General features: G+C 40.9%; 14 protein-coding genes. 9 read left to right on the top strand and 5 right to left on the bottom strand.

Features of this window, described 5'->3' with window-relative positions:
* Nucleotide 1: 1 nt before the first annotated feature.
* Nucleotides 2-1288: a peptidoglycan DD-metalloendopeptidase family protein gene (locus OCV27_RS12375; RefSeq protein WP_125321428.1), complete on the bottom strand. Its 1287-nt coding sequence runs from the start codon at nucleotides 1286-1288 to the stop codon at nucleotides 2-4.
* Nucleotides 1289-1417: 129 nt separating this feature from the next.
* Here OCV27_RS12375 and tyrS point away from each other — a divergent pair, with 129 nt between their 5' ends.
* Complete coding sequence (gene tyrS / locus OCV27_RS12370; RefSeq protein ID WP_125321430.1) at nucleotides 1418-2605, top strand: tyrosine--tRNA ligase; 1188 nt, start codon at nucleotides 1418-1420, stop codon at nucleotides 2603-2605.
* A gap of 378 nt (nucleotides 2606-2983) precedes the next feature.
* Nucleotides 2984-3829, top strand: coding sequence for a magnesium transporter (locus OCV27_RS12365; RefSeq protein WP_125321432.1), 846 nt, complete (start codon nucleotides 2984-2986; stop codon nucleotides 3827-3829).
* Here OCV27_RS12365 and dacB read toward each other — a convergent pair.
* Both dacB and OCV27_RS12355 read right to left on the bottom strand, forming a co-directional pair.
* The gene (gene dacB, locus OCV27_RS12360; protein WP_125321434.1) at nucleotides 3808-5256 is read right to left on the bottom strand and encodes a serine-type D-Ala-D-Ala carboxypeptidase; all 1449 of its coding nucleotides are present in this window, start codon (nucleotides 5254-5256) and stop codon (nucleotides 3808-3810) included. The genes OCV27_RS12365 and dacB overlap by 22 nt on opposite strands.
* A 101-nt stretch (nucleotides 5257-5357) precedes the next feature.
* Nucleotides 5358-6410: a porin gene (locus OCV27_RS12355; RefSeq protein ID WP_125321436.1), complete on the bottom strand. Its 1053-nt coding sequence runs from the start codon at nucleotides 6408-6410 to the stop codon at nucleotides 5358-5360.
* 525 nt (nucleotides 6411-6935) lie between these two features.
* On the opposite strand from OCV27_RS12355, the gene greA reads away from it, so the two are divergent.
* On the top strand, nucleotides 6936-7409 hold the full coding sequence (gene greA / locus OCV27_RS12350) for a transcription elongation factor GreA (protein WP_125323083.1): 474 nt from the start codon (nucleotides 6936-6938) through the stop codon (nucleotides 7407-7409).
* A gap of 127 nt (nucleotides 7410-7536) precedes the next feature.
* Here greA and yhbY read toward each other — a convergent pair whose 3' ends face one another.
* Nucleotides 7537-7833 (bottom strand): ribosome assembly RNA-binding protein YhbY, encoded by a 297-nt coding sequence (gene yhbY, locus OCV27_RS12345; protein ID WP_125323084.1) that lies wholly within the window; start codon nucleotides 7831-7833, stop codon nucleotides 7537-7539.
* A gap of 112 nt (nucleotides 7834-7945) precedes the next feature.
* Between yhbY and rlmE the strand changes: the two genes are divergently transcribed.
* The 6 genes from rlmE to rimI all read left to right on the top strand — a co-directional run bounded on the left by rlmE (nucleotide 7946) and on the right by rimI (nucleotide 13834).
* Nucleotides 7946-8575 (top strand): 23S rRNA (uridine(2552)-2'-O)-methyltransferase RlmE, encoded by a 630-nt coding sequence (rlmE, locus tag OCV27_RS12340; RefSeq protein WP_125323085.1) that lies wholly within the window; start codon nucleotides 7946-7948, stop codon nucleotides 8573-8575.
* A gap of 107 nt (nucleotides 8576-8682) precedes the next feature.
* Nucleotides 8683-10635: an ATP-dependent zinc metalloprotease FtsH gene (ftsH, locus tag OCV27_RS12335; protein WP_171359813.1), complete on the top strand. Its 1953-nt coding sequence runs from the start codon at nucleotides 8683-8685 to the stop codon at nucleotides 10633-10635.
* 50 nt (nucleotides 10636-10685) lie between these two features.
* Nucleotides 10686-11516 carry a dihydropteroate synthase gene (gene folP, locus OCV27_RS12330; RefSeq protein ID WP_125323087.1) on the top strand — a complete coding sequence of 277 codons (831 nt, stop codon included), beginning with the start codon at nucleotides 10686-10688 and terminating at the stop codon, nucleotides 11514-11516.
* 24 nt (nucleotides 11517-11540) lie between these two features.
* On the top strand, nucleotides 11541-12881 hold the full coding sequence (gene glmM / locus OCV27_RS12325; protein ID WP_125323088.1) for a phosphoglucosamine mutase: 1341 nt from the start codon (nucleotides 11541-11543) through the stop codon (nucleotides 12879-12881).
* Nucleotides 12882-12937: 56 nt separating this feature from the next.
* Complete coding sequence (locus OCV27_RS12320) at nucleotides 12938-13378, top strand: DNA polymerase III subunit psi (RefSeq protein WP_245986849.1); 441 nt, start codon at nucleotides 12938-12940, stop codon at nucleotides 13376-13378.
* Nucleotides 13379-13384: 6 nt separating this feature from the next.
* On the top strand, nucleotides 13385-13834 hold the full coding sequence (gene rimI / locus OCV27_RS12315; protein ID WP_125323089.1) for a ribosomal protein S18-alanine N-acetyltransferase: 450 nt from the start codon (nucleotides 13385-13387) through the stop codon (nucleotides 13832-13834).
* An 11-nt stretch (nucleotides 13835-13845) separates the two neighbouring features.
* Here rimI and OCV27_RS12310 read toward each other — a convergent pair whose 3' ends face one another.
* Nucleotides 13846-15897 (bottom strand): putative bifunctional diguanylate cyclase/phosphodiesterase, encoded by a 2052-nt coding sequence (locus tag OCV27_RS12310; protein WP_125323090.1) that lies wholly within the window; start codon nucleotides 15895-15897, stop codon nucleotides 13846-13848.
* Nucleotides 15898-16083: the final 186 nt, after the last annotated feature.

Genomic DNA, 16083 nt, shown 5'->3' with positions numbered 1-16083 from the left:
TTTATCGGGTGGCGAGTAACTTACCGTAACGGTCTAGCTTATCTAATCTAAGTTTCGCATTGGCAATAAAGGTTAGCTTATCTTTTCCTCTCAATGATTTCGCTTGAGGCAGTTTCACAGTTCTCGGGTTTTTGTGGACGCCATTGACTAAAAACTCGTAATGAAGATGTGGCCCCGTTACTCTTCCAGTTCCTCCAAGAGTACCTATTGTTTGACCTTGTTTTACACGTTGGCCTGTTTTTACCTTGCGTTTTGTTAAGTGTAGGTATTTAGTAATGTAAGTATTACTGTGCCTAATGAATACGTAATTACCGTTGAACTGGTTATAACTGGATTTTTGGACGATGCCATCACCAGCCGCCCAGATGGGGGTACCTACAGGAGCTGCATAATCGGTTCCACGGTGTGCACGAACCTTGCCAGTCACGGGGTGACGACGACGAGGGTTAAAGTTCGATGAAACACGACGAAAATCTACAGGTGAACGGAGGAAGGCTTTTCGCATCGCCCTACCACTTTCATCATAGTAATTGTTATCTTTGTCATTCAAGATGGCTTTAAATGTATCACCTTGATTGGTGAAAATTGCCGCAATGATTTTTCCTTGACCTACTACTTCGCCTTCAACTATACGGTCTTGATAGAGAATCTCAAAATGATCCCCTTTTCGGATATCGAGGGCAAAGTCAATATCCCAGCCAAAAATACCAGCTAGCTCCATAATTTGATTGGCCGTTAAACCTGCACTGACCGCAGCATTCCAAAAATTTGAAGTAATATCGGCTTCAGCATAGTTGTATTGATAGTGTACTTCCTTTTTCTCTAGTTTAGAGTTAAACCCTGTTTCAGTCCGAGTGATCAAAAAAGTTTCGTAGGCACTGATTTTATGGGAGATTTGTACTAATTGGTTATTAATGTCAAAACCAAATAAAAACGTATCACCTGGGCGAATACGGGTTAGTTGTTTTTTTATGTCTTTATTTGATGTTGTAAGCTGATATAAAAGTCGAGGCGAAAGGCCAGCTCTTTGAAAGAGTAAAGCCATAGTGTCGCCAGAACCAATGGTATGTTTTTCCCAGCGTAACCCAGCCCTTGTGTTGGCTGAGCTTGATGCTATTAATGAGCTGATATCTATATCAACTGGGTAGTATTCACCGAGCTGATAGAGTTTTTTCTCCGAGCTCAGATCTCGAGGTGAAGGGAGCAGCAGTACAATAATGATTAATGCACTAAATAAAGTAATAAAAGCTCTGTGTATTGATGGGATCTGATTGAAAATAGACAGCATGTTATGTTCGTTTTAAAAAAATTAGCCAATATAGTTACCTGTTTAGTCTAACTGGTTTCAAAAATCCTCGCTATTCAAGTAATATGGTAAATTACTAAATTTTTGCCAAATCTGTGGGAGTGAACAAGAATGGCGAGTATTGAAGCTGCATTAGCCGAGATTAAACGCGGCGCTGAAGAGCTAATTCCTGAAGAAGAGCTGATAGAAAAGCTAAAAGAGAATCGTCCCCTACGAATTAAGTTGGGCGCAGATCCTACGGCACCAGATATTCATCTTGGTCATACGGTTATTTTCAATAAGTTACGCTTGTTTCAAGAGCTTGGCCATGACGTTACTTTCCTTATCGGAGATTTCACCGCTATGGTGGGTGACCCGACGGGTAAGAATACTACACGCCCTCCATTAAGTCGTGAGGATGTCATCCGCAACGCTGAAACATATAAAGAGCAGGTTTTTAAAATTCTAGACCCAACCAAGACTAAGATTCAGTTTAATTCTGAGTGGTTATCTGAACTTGGTGCTGAAGGTATGATTCGTCTTGCTGCGAATCAAACTGTTGCTCGTATGCTTGAGCGTGATGATTTCAAAAAGCGTTATGCTGGTGGTCAACCTATTGCTATCCACGAATTTATGTATCCTCTACTTCAAGGCTGGGATTCGGTTGCAATGGAAACTGATGTAGAGCTCGGTGGTACAGATCAGAAATTTAATTTGTTGATGGGGCGTGAGCTACAAAAAGCGAATGGACAGAAGCCTCAGACTGTATTGATGATGCCTTTACTTGTTGGTCTTGACGGCGAAAAGAAGATGTCTAAATCTGCCAACAACTATATTGGCATAAATGATGCGCCAAGTGAGATGTTCGGTAAGATCATGTCTATATCGGATGATTTGATGTGGAGCTACTATGACTTGCTTTCTTTTCGTCCATTAGAGCAAATCGCTCAGTTCAAAGCCAGTATTGCAGAAGGAGAGAATCCGCGTAATTTAAAGGTTCTACTTGCTAAAGAAATTATTGCACGTTTTCATAGTGAAACTGATGCGGATGCAGCAGAGCAGGAGTTCGTCAATCGATTTTCTAAGAACCAGATCCCAGATGAAATGCCAGAATTTGTATTTGATGCAGGGTTGCCTGTTAGTAATCTACTAAAAGAAGCTGGGTTATGTGCGTCGACTTCCGAAGCAATGAGAATGGTAAAACAAGGTGCAGCAAAAATAGATAGTGAAAAAATTGGCGACGCTAAGTTTTTGCCACAGTTAGGTACTTATGTTTTCCAAGTCGGTAAGCGTAAGTTTGCACGAATCACGATAAAATAGTCATCATCCTTGTAAAGAGAGTGCCGTTCTGGCGCTTTTTTTACACGGAATATGGTAAGTATTGGAATTATTTCCACAGAATTAAATGCAATAAATACGACTCTTTGTTATCATTACCCTGCTGTCATCTTGGCAGTTTATTTGGAGTTTTTTATGAACAATATCGACCATCCTCCTAGTATGGAGGGAGAAAAATAAGCTAGCATCGGTGTTGATTATTAATGTCTCTACCATGCGGTAGGGGATCTCCTTTCTAAAGTAAACCTCAAGTTTTTCTCCTTTCTTTCTAGAATCTAAGTTGCTACCAGTCTGTGATAACTACTTTCAAGATTGTTATAACTTGATGGTCGTTACCTATTGCTAATCGGGAGATTCGCCATGAAGGTAATGAGCAATACATATATTGAAAATACTGCCTGTTTTTCTAAGCAAGAAATTGGATCTGTTCGCAATGCTTTTTTGCAATACGAACAAGATAAGCAGGTGCATTTATTAACTGTAATGCGTATTGAAGAAGCCGTCGCTATTTTGCAGCACTGCTCTGTAGGGTACGTACAGCAGCTAATTACTATGCTTGAAAACGACGGGCACGATAAATTGGCACGTCATTATGCACACCAGTTAGGTTTTATTCACTCGGAAGTTGAGACTTCTAATAGCTATTTAAAAACATCGGTACTAAATCATGTTAAGCAGCGCATTGGCTGGATTGTATCACTAGCATTGCTAGGTATTGTCTCTGGGCTTATTATTGCCCAATATGAAGACACCTTGAGCCAGCTCGTTTTATTGGCTGTTTATATGCCTGTAATTGCTGCAGCCGGAGGTAATACAGGAAGTCAGGCTGCTACTTTAGTTATTAGAGCTTTAGCGACAGGAGAGCTTAGGAAGCGCCAATGGCTAGCTGTTTTTTGGAAAGAAGGCCGAATAGCTGTTTTTTTGGCACTCGCGATTGCGATCGTGATTATTGTCCGAGTTATGTTGTTCAGTGGTAATGCCTCAACGGGAGGTTTTGCACTGAGTTCAATTGCTATAGCGATTGCTGTCGCACTATTTATTCAAGTTACTTTATCGACAACTCTGGGAGGATTGTTACCAATTTTAGCCAGAGTCTGCAAACTGGACCCAGCGGTTCTAGTGAGTCCAGTATTAGCATCGATTGTTGATATATCAGGTATGTGGATTTTTTTTAATGTCGTGAATCACTTTTTAGGAATTGCCTGACTGAAACTAACAACATCTCGGTAGAACATTTCCTCAAATTGGGTAATTGGAGCGATAGTTGGAGGACTGTCGTTTTTTTTCTTTTCAGGGAAATAATCTGCAATGTATTGCACAAACAATGTGGACGGTTTTCCTGAATGATTTAGCCCAAAACCAGCCATATTGTGGCTACCATACAATGAACCACTTTTGGCTACAATTTGACCTTTTATAGGTTCCTTTCGCATGCTGCGCCTATATTTGAGTGTTCCTGACTCTCCTGATGTTGGCATTAAACTAATTAGCTGTAGTTGTTCGTCATTGAGCCATATATGACGTAAAATCTTTGCCATAGTAAGGCTAGAAAATCGATTATTACGAGAGAGTCCAGATCCGTCTGCCATAGGGATATCGCGTAAATCTATTCCGGTATGTGCGAAAATGATTTGCTTGATAGCTTGCGTACCATTATTAAAACTACCGGGCTGAATATAGAACTTTGCGCCTAAGGTTTTGGTTAGGTTATCCGCAATCAGGTTGTCAGACTCTTTGAGCATAGTAGTCAGAAGATTGATTAGTGGTAAGGAGTGATGGGTTGCTAGGTTTGAAGTTGTTTGGCTTGACGTTGCTTGGAATCCCCCCGTTGCAGTGCCTATCTTAACTGAACCAGAAAATGGAATCTCTATTTGACTCAGCATATTACTGAGCATGCGTTGGGTGTAGAGTTCAGGGTCTTGGACGGCAAATTTTAATGGCAAAGGCTTGGAGCGCTTAATCAAACAGCCTTGTAATTGATAGTGATTATTAGGAGAAGTGACCAATTCGAGACTGCATTGTGTACTTTCTTGGTGATCTTTGGTGACGCTTGATGCCTGAGTTGTAACGTATACAGGAAAGTGTTCAGGTACATAGACTCTGGTTTGCCCATCATCCTGTGTGTATATTGAAGCTTGGACACAATTACCATCGAGAGTAATGGCTGTCGCTGGGGCACTATAGCAAACACCAAGTATATCCCACGGCCAACCGACGGCTCGGTCATAACCAGTAAAGGCACTATTATCAAGCCATATATTTCCGTCTATTTGTTCTAACCCATTACGTTTTGCAATTAAAAACAGTTGCTTTAAGTCCTCTGTGGTTAGTGTTGGGTCTCCGGAAAAATGGACAACAATGTCTTTATTTATTTTCTCAAGCCGCGTTTCATAACGAAAGTTGTCTCCGAGCTCAAGCTTTGCTGCTAAAGCTGTCACCAGTTTTAGTGTGCTGGCTGGTGGGAAAAAGATGTCGTTATTTTGTGTATCAAATAAAATATCTTGCTGGTTGAGAGATTCAATGATAAGGCTGGCTCGGCTTCCTTGAGGTAATTGTTCTGCTGGCATATAAGCAAAAATTGGTAATGAAAGAAAACAAACAAAAAATATTAAAAACAATTTGGAAAGATGCATAGAGTAAAGCCACATGACCTAAAGATGAAAAGCCAGTATAGCCAGTAAAAAATACGCCCGCTATAAGCGGGCGTAATAAGACTGTATTATTTGACGTAAAGTTAGAAGTCGTAGCGTAGACCAAGTGCTAGCTCATCTTCAGCATCTGCTTTGGTGATGTTTTTCGTAGTATCTTCATCAAGCAGGTTGAAGTTATATGAGATATAACCACGGAAGTTTGGCTTGAAGTAATATGTTGCATCGATAGCGACATTATCTTTTTCGTCTTTAGACGTGCCTGATGTATCACTTTCAAGGTAGTTGTAGGTAGTGGTAAAGACGGTCTGGCCCATAGTATAAGCAGCTGCAAATTCGTAACCAGTCAGATCCGTTGTATCAGTTTGGCCTTTTATTTGGTCTTCACCATCAACGAAATTACCTGCGAAGTAAAAGTCATTGATAGTATAGGAAGCGGCTAGCATATATTGGTTACGCTCAGTTTTATTATATTGAGCAGAGTTAGCTGAATCTTTTACAAATTCTGTACCATCTGCGTAGCCAGCACCCAGTTTAATGCCTGTCTCACCGATTGCATAGATTGCAGATAGAGAGTAGCCGTCCGCATCGTTATCAGTGTAACCACCATTAGTGGTATCTTCTTTGCTGTCAGCAAAACGGTAGCTACTTTTTAGACCTAGGTTCTCAAATTGACCTTTGTAAGAAACCATATTGTCTGAACGATCTGCGATAGCAATTTTGTAAGCCGCTGAGTTACCGTGATAAGCCATGATATCGGTAAAGTCAGTGATTACTCCTAAAGCGCCTTCATTTTTACCATAAGTGACTTCACCAAATGTACCACCAATGCCACCGTATAGATAACGATTAGTCAGATCTGAATCTCCACTGTCTGTAGACTTACCGTCTTCATTAGTTGTAAATTCACCTTCATAAAAACCAACGCCGTATAGGCTCTCTGTGATTTGGGCTTTACCTAAGAAGTTCAGACGTACGCGTGAGTTATCTTCTGCCTTGCCATCTTTTAGTGCTAAACGTGCTTCGGCACGACCGCCTAGTTCGATAGAGTTACCATCTTGGTTGTAAATTTCTGCTGCATTTGCACCAGTAGTAACTGCGGCAGCTGAAACTGCTAGAGCGATTAGAGTTTTGTTCATCTTATTGGTCCTAATTTACTGTCCATACATAGTTTTTAGAAGGGAGTGTATTATTTTTACCCTTTCCATTTTTCTTCCATTCTATGGTTTTGAGTGCATAGCCTAATGACAACCCATGCACGCAACTAGAGCCATAGAGTTTTTGCTGGTTGTTGTTGTAACGCCAAAGTTCCATGAAGAGTTAGTAAAAAGATATAAATACAATTTTTTAACGCTGGTTTGTTCTGGGTAAAAAAAGATCAAGATATTGTTTTAAAAGATTAATTTTGTTTTTATTTGCGTGATTTTACATTTGTATAATTTAGTTTTTTTTACCAAGAGATGGGTGGTGTAAGTAGGTTTAAACTGTGGATTTAGTTAATGAAATTCCTTTATTTATAACTTAGCTAACGCTAGAGATGAATTCAGGTGATTTAGTCGCTAACTTTGTTTACACTAGAGGAAATTGTCCAGTAATTCGCTACCCATCAACTTGATTGGGTGGTTTCGTTTTGTCCAAAGATAGCTTTGGCAATGAGGTAAAACATGGAAAAAGTCCCAATGACAGTACGCGGTGAACAGATGCTGCGTGAAGAATTAGACCGCTTACTCAAGCTTCGTCCTCAAATTTCTGAAGCTATTGCAGAAGCGCGTGAATTAGGCGATCTCAAAGAAAATGCGGAATATCATGCTGCTCGTGAAGAACAGGGAATTTGTGAGGCTCAGATTAGAGATATTGAGTACAAGTTATCTGTAGCTCAAGTGATTGATGTTTCAAGAATGGATAACACAGGCAAGGTTATTTTTGGCTCGACAGTAACCGTAATAGACTGTGATACCGAAGATGAAAAAACGTACCAGATTGTTGGTGATGATGAGGCGAATATCAAAGCTGGGCGTATTTCGGTTAGCTCGCCTATTGCCAGAGGATTGATAGGTAAAATGGAAGGTGACGAAGTAGTTATTTCTACCCCTGGCGGCGATCGTGACTTTGAAATTGGCAGTGTTCAGTATGTTTAAATAAGAATACATACTAGGTAGTACCAAGAGAATTGGTGATCTGGAAGCTATTTTCCCATATACAAATTCAAAAGGTCGCATAACGCGACCTTTTTCTTTTTGGTAGCTGTACTGTATTTAACACCAGTTATTTACGAGGTAACTCTATCTTACGTTCTTCACTTGGCCTATATAGTACAAGGGTTTTACCAATTACCTGCACTTTTTCTCCACCTGTTTCACGTATGATGGCTTCAACGATTAGATTTTTTGTTTCGCGATCTTCACTCGCTATTTTAACTTTGATCAGTTCATGGTGGTTAAGAGCGATTTCAATTTCCGCCAGAACAGCTTCAGTAAGTCCATTTGCGCCCATAAGCACTACAGGTTTTAAACTGTGTGCTAGGCCTTTAAGGTGCTGCTTTTGTTTGGTGCTTAAGTTCATTACGCGGCCAATTTTCTTTATTACAAGGGTTGAAAAATACCATTTTAACGCCATCTAACCCTGAAGACTATAATTTATTGGGCATAGTGGCCCCTTATCAATTAGGATTTGGATGAGTAAACAGAAACATTCAGCGAGTTCTGGTCGTTGGCTGAAAGAGCACTTTGATGACAAGTTTGCAAATGAAGCTCGTAAGAAAGGCTACCGATCCCGAGCTTATTTCAAGATGGAAGAGGTTCAATCTAAAGATAAACTTCTCAAATCAGGGATGACAGTGGTTGATTTAGGTGCTGCTCCAGGTGGTTGGTCTCAATATGCTGCTAAGATAGTAGGTGATGAAGGCAAGATCATTGCTTGTGACTTGCTGCCGATGGATCCCATTGCTGGTGTAAGTTTCCTCCAAGGGGATTTTCGTGAAGATTCGGTACTAGAAGCTTTGTTGGATAAAATTAAACCATCTATGGTGAATGTAGTTATGTCCGATATGGCGCCTAATATTGCGGGTAATAACTCTGTTGATCAACCAAGAGCTATGTATTTGGTTGAGTTGGCTCTAGATATGTGTCGACAAGTTCTAGCGCCCAATGGTAGTTTTGTTGTGAAAGTTTTTCAGGGCGAAGGTTTCGATCAATACGTTAAAGATGTTCGCGATATGTTTAAAATCGTGAAAATCCGCAAACCTGATTCTTCTAGGGCTCGTTCCCGAGAAGTGTTTATTGTAGCCACTGGTTACAAAGGTTAACTATTTGCTTTATCAAGCAGAGGTTAACACTGTAGCTACAGTTTACAAACTGTAGTACCCTACCTTTAATTACAATTATTTATCGCGAGGCTTACACCTTGAGTGATATGGCAAAAAATTTAATTCTATGGCTTGTAATCGCAGTCGTACTAATGTCCGTTTTCCAGAGTTTTGGCCCTGGAGACAGTAGTGGTAGAGCAGTTGATTACACCACGTTTGTAAAAGAAGTTGGTCAAGGCCAAATTCAGGATGCAACTTTCAAAGGCGAAGAAATCACTTTCACTCGCCGTGGTGGTGGTTCACGTTATGTGACCTACATGCCTGTATATGATCAGAAGCTTCTGGATGACATGATTAACCAGAATGTGAAAGTGCAAGGTACACCTCCAGAAGAGCAAGGTATACTTAGCACTATCTTTATTTCTTGGTTCCCAATGCTCTTACTTATCGGAGTGTGGATATTCTTTATGCGCCAAATGCAAGGTGGCGGTGGTAAAGGTGCCATGTCTTTTGGTAAGAGCAAAGCTCGCATGATGAGTGAAGAGCAGATCAAGACTACATTTGGAGATGTAGCTGGATGTGATGAAGCTAAAGAAGATGTGAAAGAGTTGGTTGATTACTTGCGAGACCCGAGTCGATTCCAGAAGCTAGGAGGTAAAATTCCTACAGGCGTATTGATGGTTGGCCCTCCTGGTACGGGTAAAACTCTTCTCGCCAAAGCTATTGCTGGTGAGGCGAAAGTCCCATTTTTTACTATTTCCGGTTCTGACTTTGTTGAGATGTTTGTTGGTGTAGGCGCCTCGCGTGTGCGTGACATGTTCGAACAGGCTAAGAAGGCTGCGCCTTGCATCATCTTTATCGATGAGATTGATGCAGTTGGCCGTCAACGAGGTGCTGGTGTCGGCGGTGGTCATGATGAGCGAGAGCAGACACTGAATCAAATGTTGGTCGAAATGGATGGGTTTGAAGGTAATGAAGGTGTTATCGTCATTGCAGCCACAAACCGACCTGATGTTTTAGACCCTGCCTTGCTTCGCCCTGGTCGATTTGATCGTCAAGTTGTTGTTGGGTTACCAGATGTCCGTGGTCGTGAGCAAATTCTTAAAGTTCATATGCGCAAAGTGCCTTTGGCTGGAGATGTCGAGCCGTCTCTTATTGCGCGTGGTACACCCGGTTTCTCTGGTGCTGATCTTGCTAACTTAGTCAATGAAGCAGCACTATTTTCGGCCCGTGGTAATAAACGCAATGTTTCTATGGTTGAGTTTGAGCTAGCAAAAGACAAAATCATGATGGGTGCTGAGCGCCGTTCTATGGTGATGTCGGAAGAGACTAAAGAGTCAACCGCTTATCACGAGGCAGGTCATGCAATTGTTGGCCGTTTAGTACCAGAACATGACCCCGTATACAAAGTGTCTATTATTCCTCGTGGCCGAGCACTTGGTGTGACTATGTATCTACCGGAACAAGATCGCGTTAGCATGTCTCGCCAGCATCTAGAGTCAATGGTATCAAGCCTTTATGGTGGCCGGTTGGCCGAGGAGCTTATCTATGGAGCCGATAAAGTTTCCACAGGTGCTTCGAATGATATCGAACGTGCGACAGACATTGCTCGTAAGATGGTAACTCAGTGGGGCTTCTCGGAAAAACTTGGTCCATTGCTTTACGCAGAAGAAGAGGGCGAAGTATTCCTTGGACGCAGTGTTACTCAGACTAAACATATGTCAGAAGATACTGCTAAACTCATCGACAATGAAATACGTAAAATCATCGATCGAAATTATGCTCGAGCTAAACAGATTCTTGAAGATAACATGGATATTATGCATACCATGAAAAATGCCTTGATGAAGTATGAAACCATTGATGCAGGTCAGATTGATGATTTAATGGAGCGTAAGTCTGATATTCGAGAACCTGCTGGGTGGGGTGACAACGCAGATAAGTCGGCGAATAAAGATGAAAATCAGAGTGAATCTAAGCCAGATTTAACTGAAGAAGAGGTGGTGTCTTCAACTGAAGTTGTTGAAGAGCAAGCTCCTGAAAAAAAAGACACTGAATAAATTTATGTAGATAAGAAAACCCCGGGATTACTCGGGGTTTTGTATTTTTTATGATAATTACAACCAATAATAAATCCCTAGATTTATCCACACCACAAGTGATGGGTATTCTTAATGTTACGCCTGATTCTTTTTCTGATGGCGGGAAATTCAACTCGCTTGATCTTGCAATATTACAAGCAAAAAAAATGGTTGAGAGTGGCGTGAGCATCATTGATGTTGGTGGTGAATCAACGCGTCCAGGTGCACCAGATGTCAGCTTAGAAGATGAACTAGCGCGGGTAATTCCCGTGATTAAAGCTATTCGAGCACAATTTGATGTTTGGATATCTATCGATACTAGCAAAGCAGAAGTTATGCGCCAAGCTGTAGAGGCTGGAGCAGACATGATTAATGATGTCCGAGCCTTACAAGAGCCAGGTGCGTTAGAGGTAGCTGCAGTATCTGGAGTGCCAATTTGTTTGATGCACATGCAAGGTCAACCACGTACGATGCAAGCAAATCCTCAATACCAAGACTTACTCACAGATGTAGGTAATTTTCTCCAGGAACGTATTGCAGCTTGTGAAGCCAAGGGTATTGATAGGAATCAACTGATTCTTGATCCTGGCTTTGGCTTTGGCAAAACGTTAGAGCATAACTATCATATATTGGCTAATCTTGAACGTTTTCATGAATTCGGTTTACCGATACTTGCGGGGATGTCTCGTAAATCTATGTTATTTAAATTACTAGATAAAGCCCCGGCTGATTGTGTTGCTGCTAGCGTAACTTGTGCAACTGTGGCGGCGATGAAAGGTACACAAATTATTAGAGTGCATGACTTCGAGCAAACACTTGATGCGATGAAAGTCGTTTCAATGGTGAAAAAACAACATTGATCAAAAATTTCGTAAGGAACAAATATGTCTGATAAAAGACGCTATTTTGGTACCGATGGCGTTCGTGGCCATGTAGGGCAGTATCCTATTACCCCTGATTTTGTTTTGAAGTTAGGTTGGGCTGCAGGGCGTGTATTAGCCAAGCAGGGAACCAAAAAAGTTATCATTGGTAAAGACACTCGAATCTCTGGTTATATGCTGGAATCGGCACTTGAGGCTGGCCTTGCTGCTGCTGGGTTAAACGCAACCTTGACTGGGCCTATGCCAACTCCCGCTGTAGCATATTTAACACAAACGTTTCGTGCAGAAGCAGGGATTGTAATTTCAGCTTCCCACAACCCATATTATGACAATGGGATTAAATTTTTCTCTTCTGAAGGGACTAAGCTCCCAGATAGTATTGAGCTTGCTATTGAAGCTGAATTGGATAGAGAGATAGAGTGTGTAGAATCATCTCTATTAGGTAAAGCTAGCCGTCTTAATGATGCCGCAGGTCGTTACATTGAATTTTGTAAAAGTACTTTCCCCTCTGAGTTTAGCCTGGCTGGATTAAAAATTGTCGTCGACTGTGCTCATGGGGCAACTTATCACATCGCGCCCTCAGTATTTGGTGAATTAGGTGCTGAAATTATAGCCATGGGTGTTGAGCCTAATGGTACAAATATCAATCACCAAGTTGGAGCGACGGATGTCACTGCCTTACAGAAAAAAGTCATCGAAGAGCAAGCCGATTTGGGCTTGGCGTTTGATGGCGATGGTGATCGTATCATTATGGTCGATCATTTAGGTAATAAAGTGGATGGAGACCAAATCGCTTATATTATTGCTCGAGATGCGATGCAGCGTGGAGACCTAAAAGGTGGAGTTGTTGGCACATTGATGACTAATTTAGGCATGGAAATTGGCCTTAAAGAACTTGGAATTCCTTTTGTTCGTGCAGCTGTGGGCGACAGGTATGTAATGGAACAGCTTTTGGATAAAGGTTGGAAAATTGGTGCTGAAAACTCCGGTCATATTATCCTGCTCGATAAGGTGACAACAGGCGATGCGATTGTTGCCTCTTTACAAGTTTTAGCTTCAGTTGTTGGTAATAAAACACCTCTTCATCTACTGACACAAGGAATGAAATTATACCCTCAAGTCCTAGAAAATGTACGTTTTACTGGCGACTCTAATCCATTAGAATCTATCGAAGTCAAATCGTCGGTAGAGGCGGTAGAGGCAGAACTTGGCAATAAAGGTAGAGTTTTATTACGAAAATCAGGAACCGAACCTTTGATCCGTGTAATGGTCGAAGGTGAGGATGCAGCTATTGTTCAAACGTCGGCACTTAAAATTGCTGATGCAGTAAAAGCTAGCTTCTAAGTCCTTATAGCCCTTTAAATTAAGGGCTATAGCCTTTTCGTTACTGGTATTATTTTATGCTAGAATATCCTCATTCTTCTCATCGATGTAACGAGTTCATGTCGAGTATAGAGCATACTTATCTGCACGAAATGGGCATTCAGGTCTATGATTTGCAAAATATTGATAAATTAGTAGGTTATCAGGCCGTGCCTATTCATTTGCCAGCTAAATGTAAACTCGTTTTGCTGTCGCCGACTTATCCAACAGGTGAAGATGCTGAGCTATTTGAGAGAGTGTTACATAGTATGGAACTCACTTTAGCGGATGCTTTACATATCTTTCCACAATATACCAATCTTGTTTCCAGCCAGAATCAAGACTGGGTATGGTTTTCAGGATGCCAAGTTGATTCAAGAATAAAGGGTAAGGTTTTACACTCCCCCGATTTGTCTTGTGTTAAAGGTGATCAGCAACAACGGCGAGCCTTGTGGCAACAAATTTGTGAAAAACTATAGCTTTTTATGTCTTTAAATATTTCTTCGCTTAAACAGGCACACCTCTCAGAGGTTTTCTATATTGAAACACAAGCCCATACTCACCCATGGTCTGTAAATCTCATTGAAGATATTAATGGAAGAGGTGCTTGTCACTATGTCTTGTTGAAAGATGATAGGGTGGTTGGGTACTTTTATGCTCAGAATATCCTAGGAGAGGTTACCTTACTTAATATTGCAGTTGATCCCGAGCACCACGGGCATGGCTATGGTAAGGCATTGTTAGAGGCTTTTCTTGATATGTGTGTAAGCATCAGTGCTGAAAGTGCATGGTTAGAAGTTAGAGAAAGCAACCAAAGAGCCTATACACTATATGAGGTTGCTGGTTTTAATGAGGTGGATAGAAGAAAAGGCTATTACCCCACCAAAGATAGAGGAAAAGAAGACGCCATAATAATGAGTTATCTTTTTCTTTAGCTCTTTAGCAATTATTTTTGTATTACTTTAACTGTTTCAGAGCCTTCTACCGGGTAGAAATTTGCTTCAAAACGTGAAGGCAACTCTGAAGCAGGAAGTGGTTTATCAAATAGATAACCTTGGAACTGGTCACAGCCTAACTTTCTTAAAATATTGAGTTCTGCAGCTTCTTCTACACCTTCTGCGATGACTTCTAGATTCAACCTTTCGGCCATCATTATGATGGCATCGACAATAGCTTGATCGCTTTCGTCCAAATGAACTTGAGTAACAAAAGATCGGTCTATTTTAAGTACATCTGCCGACAAATGCTTTAAATATCTTAGTGATGAGTATCCTGTACCAAAATCGTCAATAGAAATCTTGAGGTTAAACTCCTTCAGTTTGCTCATTTTCTCTATAGCGTCTTCAACATTTTCCAGCAATAGGTTCTCGGTAATTTCTAATTCAATATGATCGCCATTTATACCAGCTTGCGCTAGTGCATCATGAATATACTCAACAAAGCTATGCTGAGAAAACTGAAGTGGACTGATATTAATAGCTAATCGTTTGAAGGTATCAGGAAGAACTCCTTGCTTTTGCCATGCTGCGTATTGATGCAATGCTTGTTCAATAATCCAGTTGCCTATTTGCAATATTTGCCCGGTTTCCTCTGCAATGGGCATAAATACCCCGGGTGGTAATAAACCTTTTTCAGGGTGATTCCAGCGGATTAAAGCTTCCACACCAACAATTTGTTGGTTCCCACTAACTTGCGGTTGATAGTAAAGTTCAAGTTGATCTTTATTGATGGCTTCATGTAAGCCTTTTTCTATTTCAAGAAATGATTCCACCTGAGCTTGCATTTCAGGTTCGTAGAACATGTATTTGTTTCTTCCAGCGACTTTAGCACGGTACAAAGCAGTATCAGCCTGACGTAAAACGTCGATATTGGTACTATTAACTGAGGGGAATACAGAGATCCCAACACTGGTTGTACAGTAGAGTAAATGGTCGTCAATGGAATAAGGATTCGAGATCAAGGCAAGTAGTTGTTGCGCTGTATCTTGAGCTTGATCTGGGTGAATTGAAGGCATAAGAATAGCGAATTCATCTCCACCAATACGAGCTGCAGTATAATCATCAGCAAGCCAAGCTTCCACTCGTTTAGAAATGGCCTTAATCAAGTGATCTCCGATGGTATGGCCCAAAGAGTCATTTATGGTTTTAAAACGATCTAAGTCTAAATAGAAAAGTACTCCAGCGGTGTTTTCTTGCTTCGCTTTTTCTATTACCTCTTCAAGAGTTTGCAGCAATAAACTTCGGTTAGCTAAACCTGTTAGTGAGTCATAATAGGCCAATTGGTTCAATTTGACTTCTGCTGCTGCCCTGTCTTTCCATAAATTATGGAAAGTGGTTGCCAACTGTCCAAGTTCATCATCTCGATGAAGGTTTGGCATAGATATTTCAGTTTTCTTATTTTGCAGGGATTTTACCCACTCTATGAGAGTGACAAGAGGCTTTGATAATTTTTGATAGAAAAACAGTAGTAATATCGTGGTAAGTAAAACATTTCTGAACAAGTCGAATAAAAGTATCTGACTTGTTTTGGCGATAAAGTTTTTTGCAATATTGGCCCCATTAACTGAAAAACGCAGCATACCGACAACAACATGCGAGTTTGGTTGATGTAGCTCTGTCTGGTACACCGGCGTGTTAGGGGTGAGATAATGAGAAAGTGCTTCGGTGAAAGAACTCTCCATTGCTATGTTTCGGTCCTGCTCGGTCAGGACATCACCAAAATCATCGACAATGGCGACTTGGTAGATTGCGCTATCCATTAGCAAACTTGAGGCTACTTGCTCAGCCAGTAGCTGGTTTAAATGATATGCAGCTTGGCTGGCGTTAGAGTAATTCTGCAACAGTTTAAACTGATAGTGTTCTTCTATCCGTTTATGCTCTTGATGGAGATCCACCAAAATTTGATACAAGCTAAAAATGATTCCCAGTATCACTGACACTAGAAACACGGTTTTTGCTTGTCGGAATGCTAATGAATTTATTTTCTTGCTAGCAGGCATAATCTTAACTGGTTCCTTCTACTCCTTTAGTTATAGACCAAATTTATTGATATTTTAATTTGTAATGGATTTGAAGCAGATTTATTTGTCTTTGTTGCTCCCAAAGCCAATATAAGCGAGAATACGCAGCAAAATAGAATTGATCAGCTAGTTTAAAAATCATGACTCATTCTGACAGTAACTAGC

It is taken from the genome of Vibrio pectenicida (assembly GCA_024347015.1).
GTDB lineage: Bacteria > Pseudomonadota > Gammaproteobacteria > Enterobacterales > Vibrionaceae > Vibrio > Vibrio pectenicida.
The sequence above is the reverse complement of the archived record's forward strand: the minus strand, read 5'-3'. Positions and strand labels throughout refer to the sequence as shown.

What these genes read in the sequence shown, in the direction of transcription:
- dacB (WP_125321434.1), bottom strand. Translation starts at nt 5,256, where the DNA reads ATGCATCTTTCCAAATTGTTTTTAATATTTTTTGTTTGTTTTCTTTCA.
- OCV27_RS12365 (WP_125321432.1), top strand. Translation starts at nt 2,984, where the DNA reads ATGAAGGTAATGAGCAATACATATATTGAAAATACTGCCTGTTTTTCT.
- folP (WP_125323087.1), top strand. Translation starts at nt 10,686, where the DNA reads ATGATAATTACAACCAATAATAAATCCCTAGATTTATCCACACCACAA.
- yhbY (WP_125323084.1), bottom strand. Translation starts at nt 7,833, where the DNA reads ATGAACTTAAGCACCAAACAAAAGCAGCACCTTAAAGGCCTAGCACAC.
- OCV27_RS12310 (WP_125323090.1), bottom strand. Translation starts at nt 15,897, where the DNA reads ATGCCTGCTAGCAAGAAAATAAATTCATTAGCATTCCGACAAGCAAAA.
- OCV27_RS12375 (WP_125321428.1), bottom strand. Translation starts at nt 1,288, where the DNA reads ATGCTGTCTATTTTCAATCAGATCCCATCAATACACAGAGCTTTTATT.
- OCV27_RS12320 (WP_245986849.1), top strand. Translation starts at nt 12,938, where the DNA reads ATGCTAGAATATCCTCATTCTTCTCATCGATGTAACGAGTTCATGTCG.
- greA (WP_125323083.1), top strand. Translation starts at nt 6,936, where the DNA reads ATGGAAAAAGTCCCAATGACAGTACGCGGTGAACAGATGCTGCGTGAA.
- rlmE (WP_125323085.1), top strand. Translation starts at nt 7,946, where the DNA reads ATGAGTAAACAGAAACATTCAGCGAGTTCTGGTCGTTGGCTGAAAGAG.
- tyrS (WP_125321430.1), top strand. Translation starts at nt 1,418, where the DNA reads ATGGCGAGTATTGAAGCTGCATTAGCCGAGATTAAACGCGGCGCTGAA.
- rimI (WP_125323089.1), top strand. Translation starts at nt 13,385, where the DNA reads ATGTCTTTAAATATTTCTTCGCTTAAACAGGCACACCTCTCAGAGGTT.
- glmM (WP_125323088.1), top strand. Translation starts at nt 11,541, where the DNA reads ATGTCTGATAAAAGACGCTATTTTGGTACCGATGGCGTTCGTGGCCAT.
- ftsH (WP_171359813.1), top strand. Translation starts at nt 8,683, where the DNA reads ATGGCAAAAAATTTAATTCTATGGCTTGTAATCGCAGTCGTACTAATG.
- OCV27_RS12355 (WP_125321436.1), bottom strand. Translation starts at nt 6,410, where the DNA reads ATGAACAAAACTCTAATCGCTCTAGCAGTTTCAGCTGCCGCAGTTACT.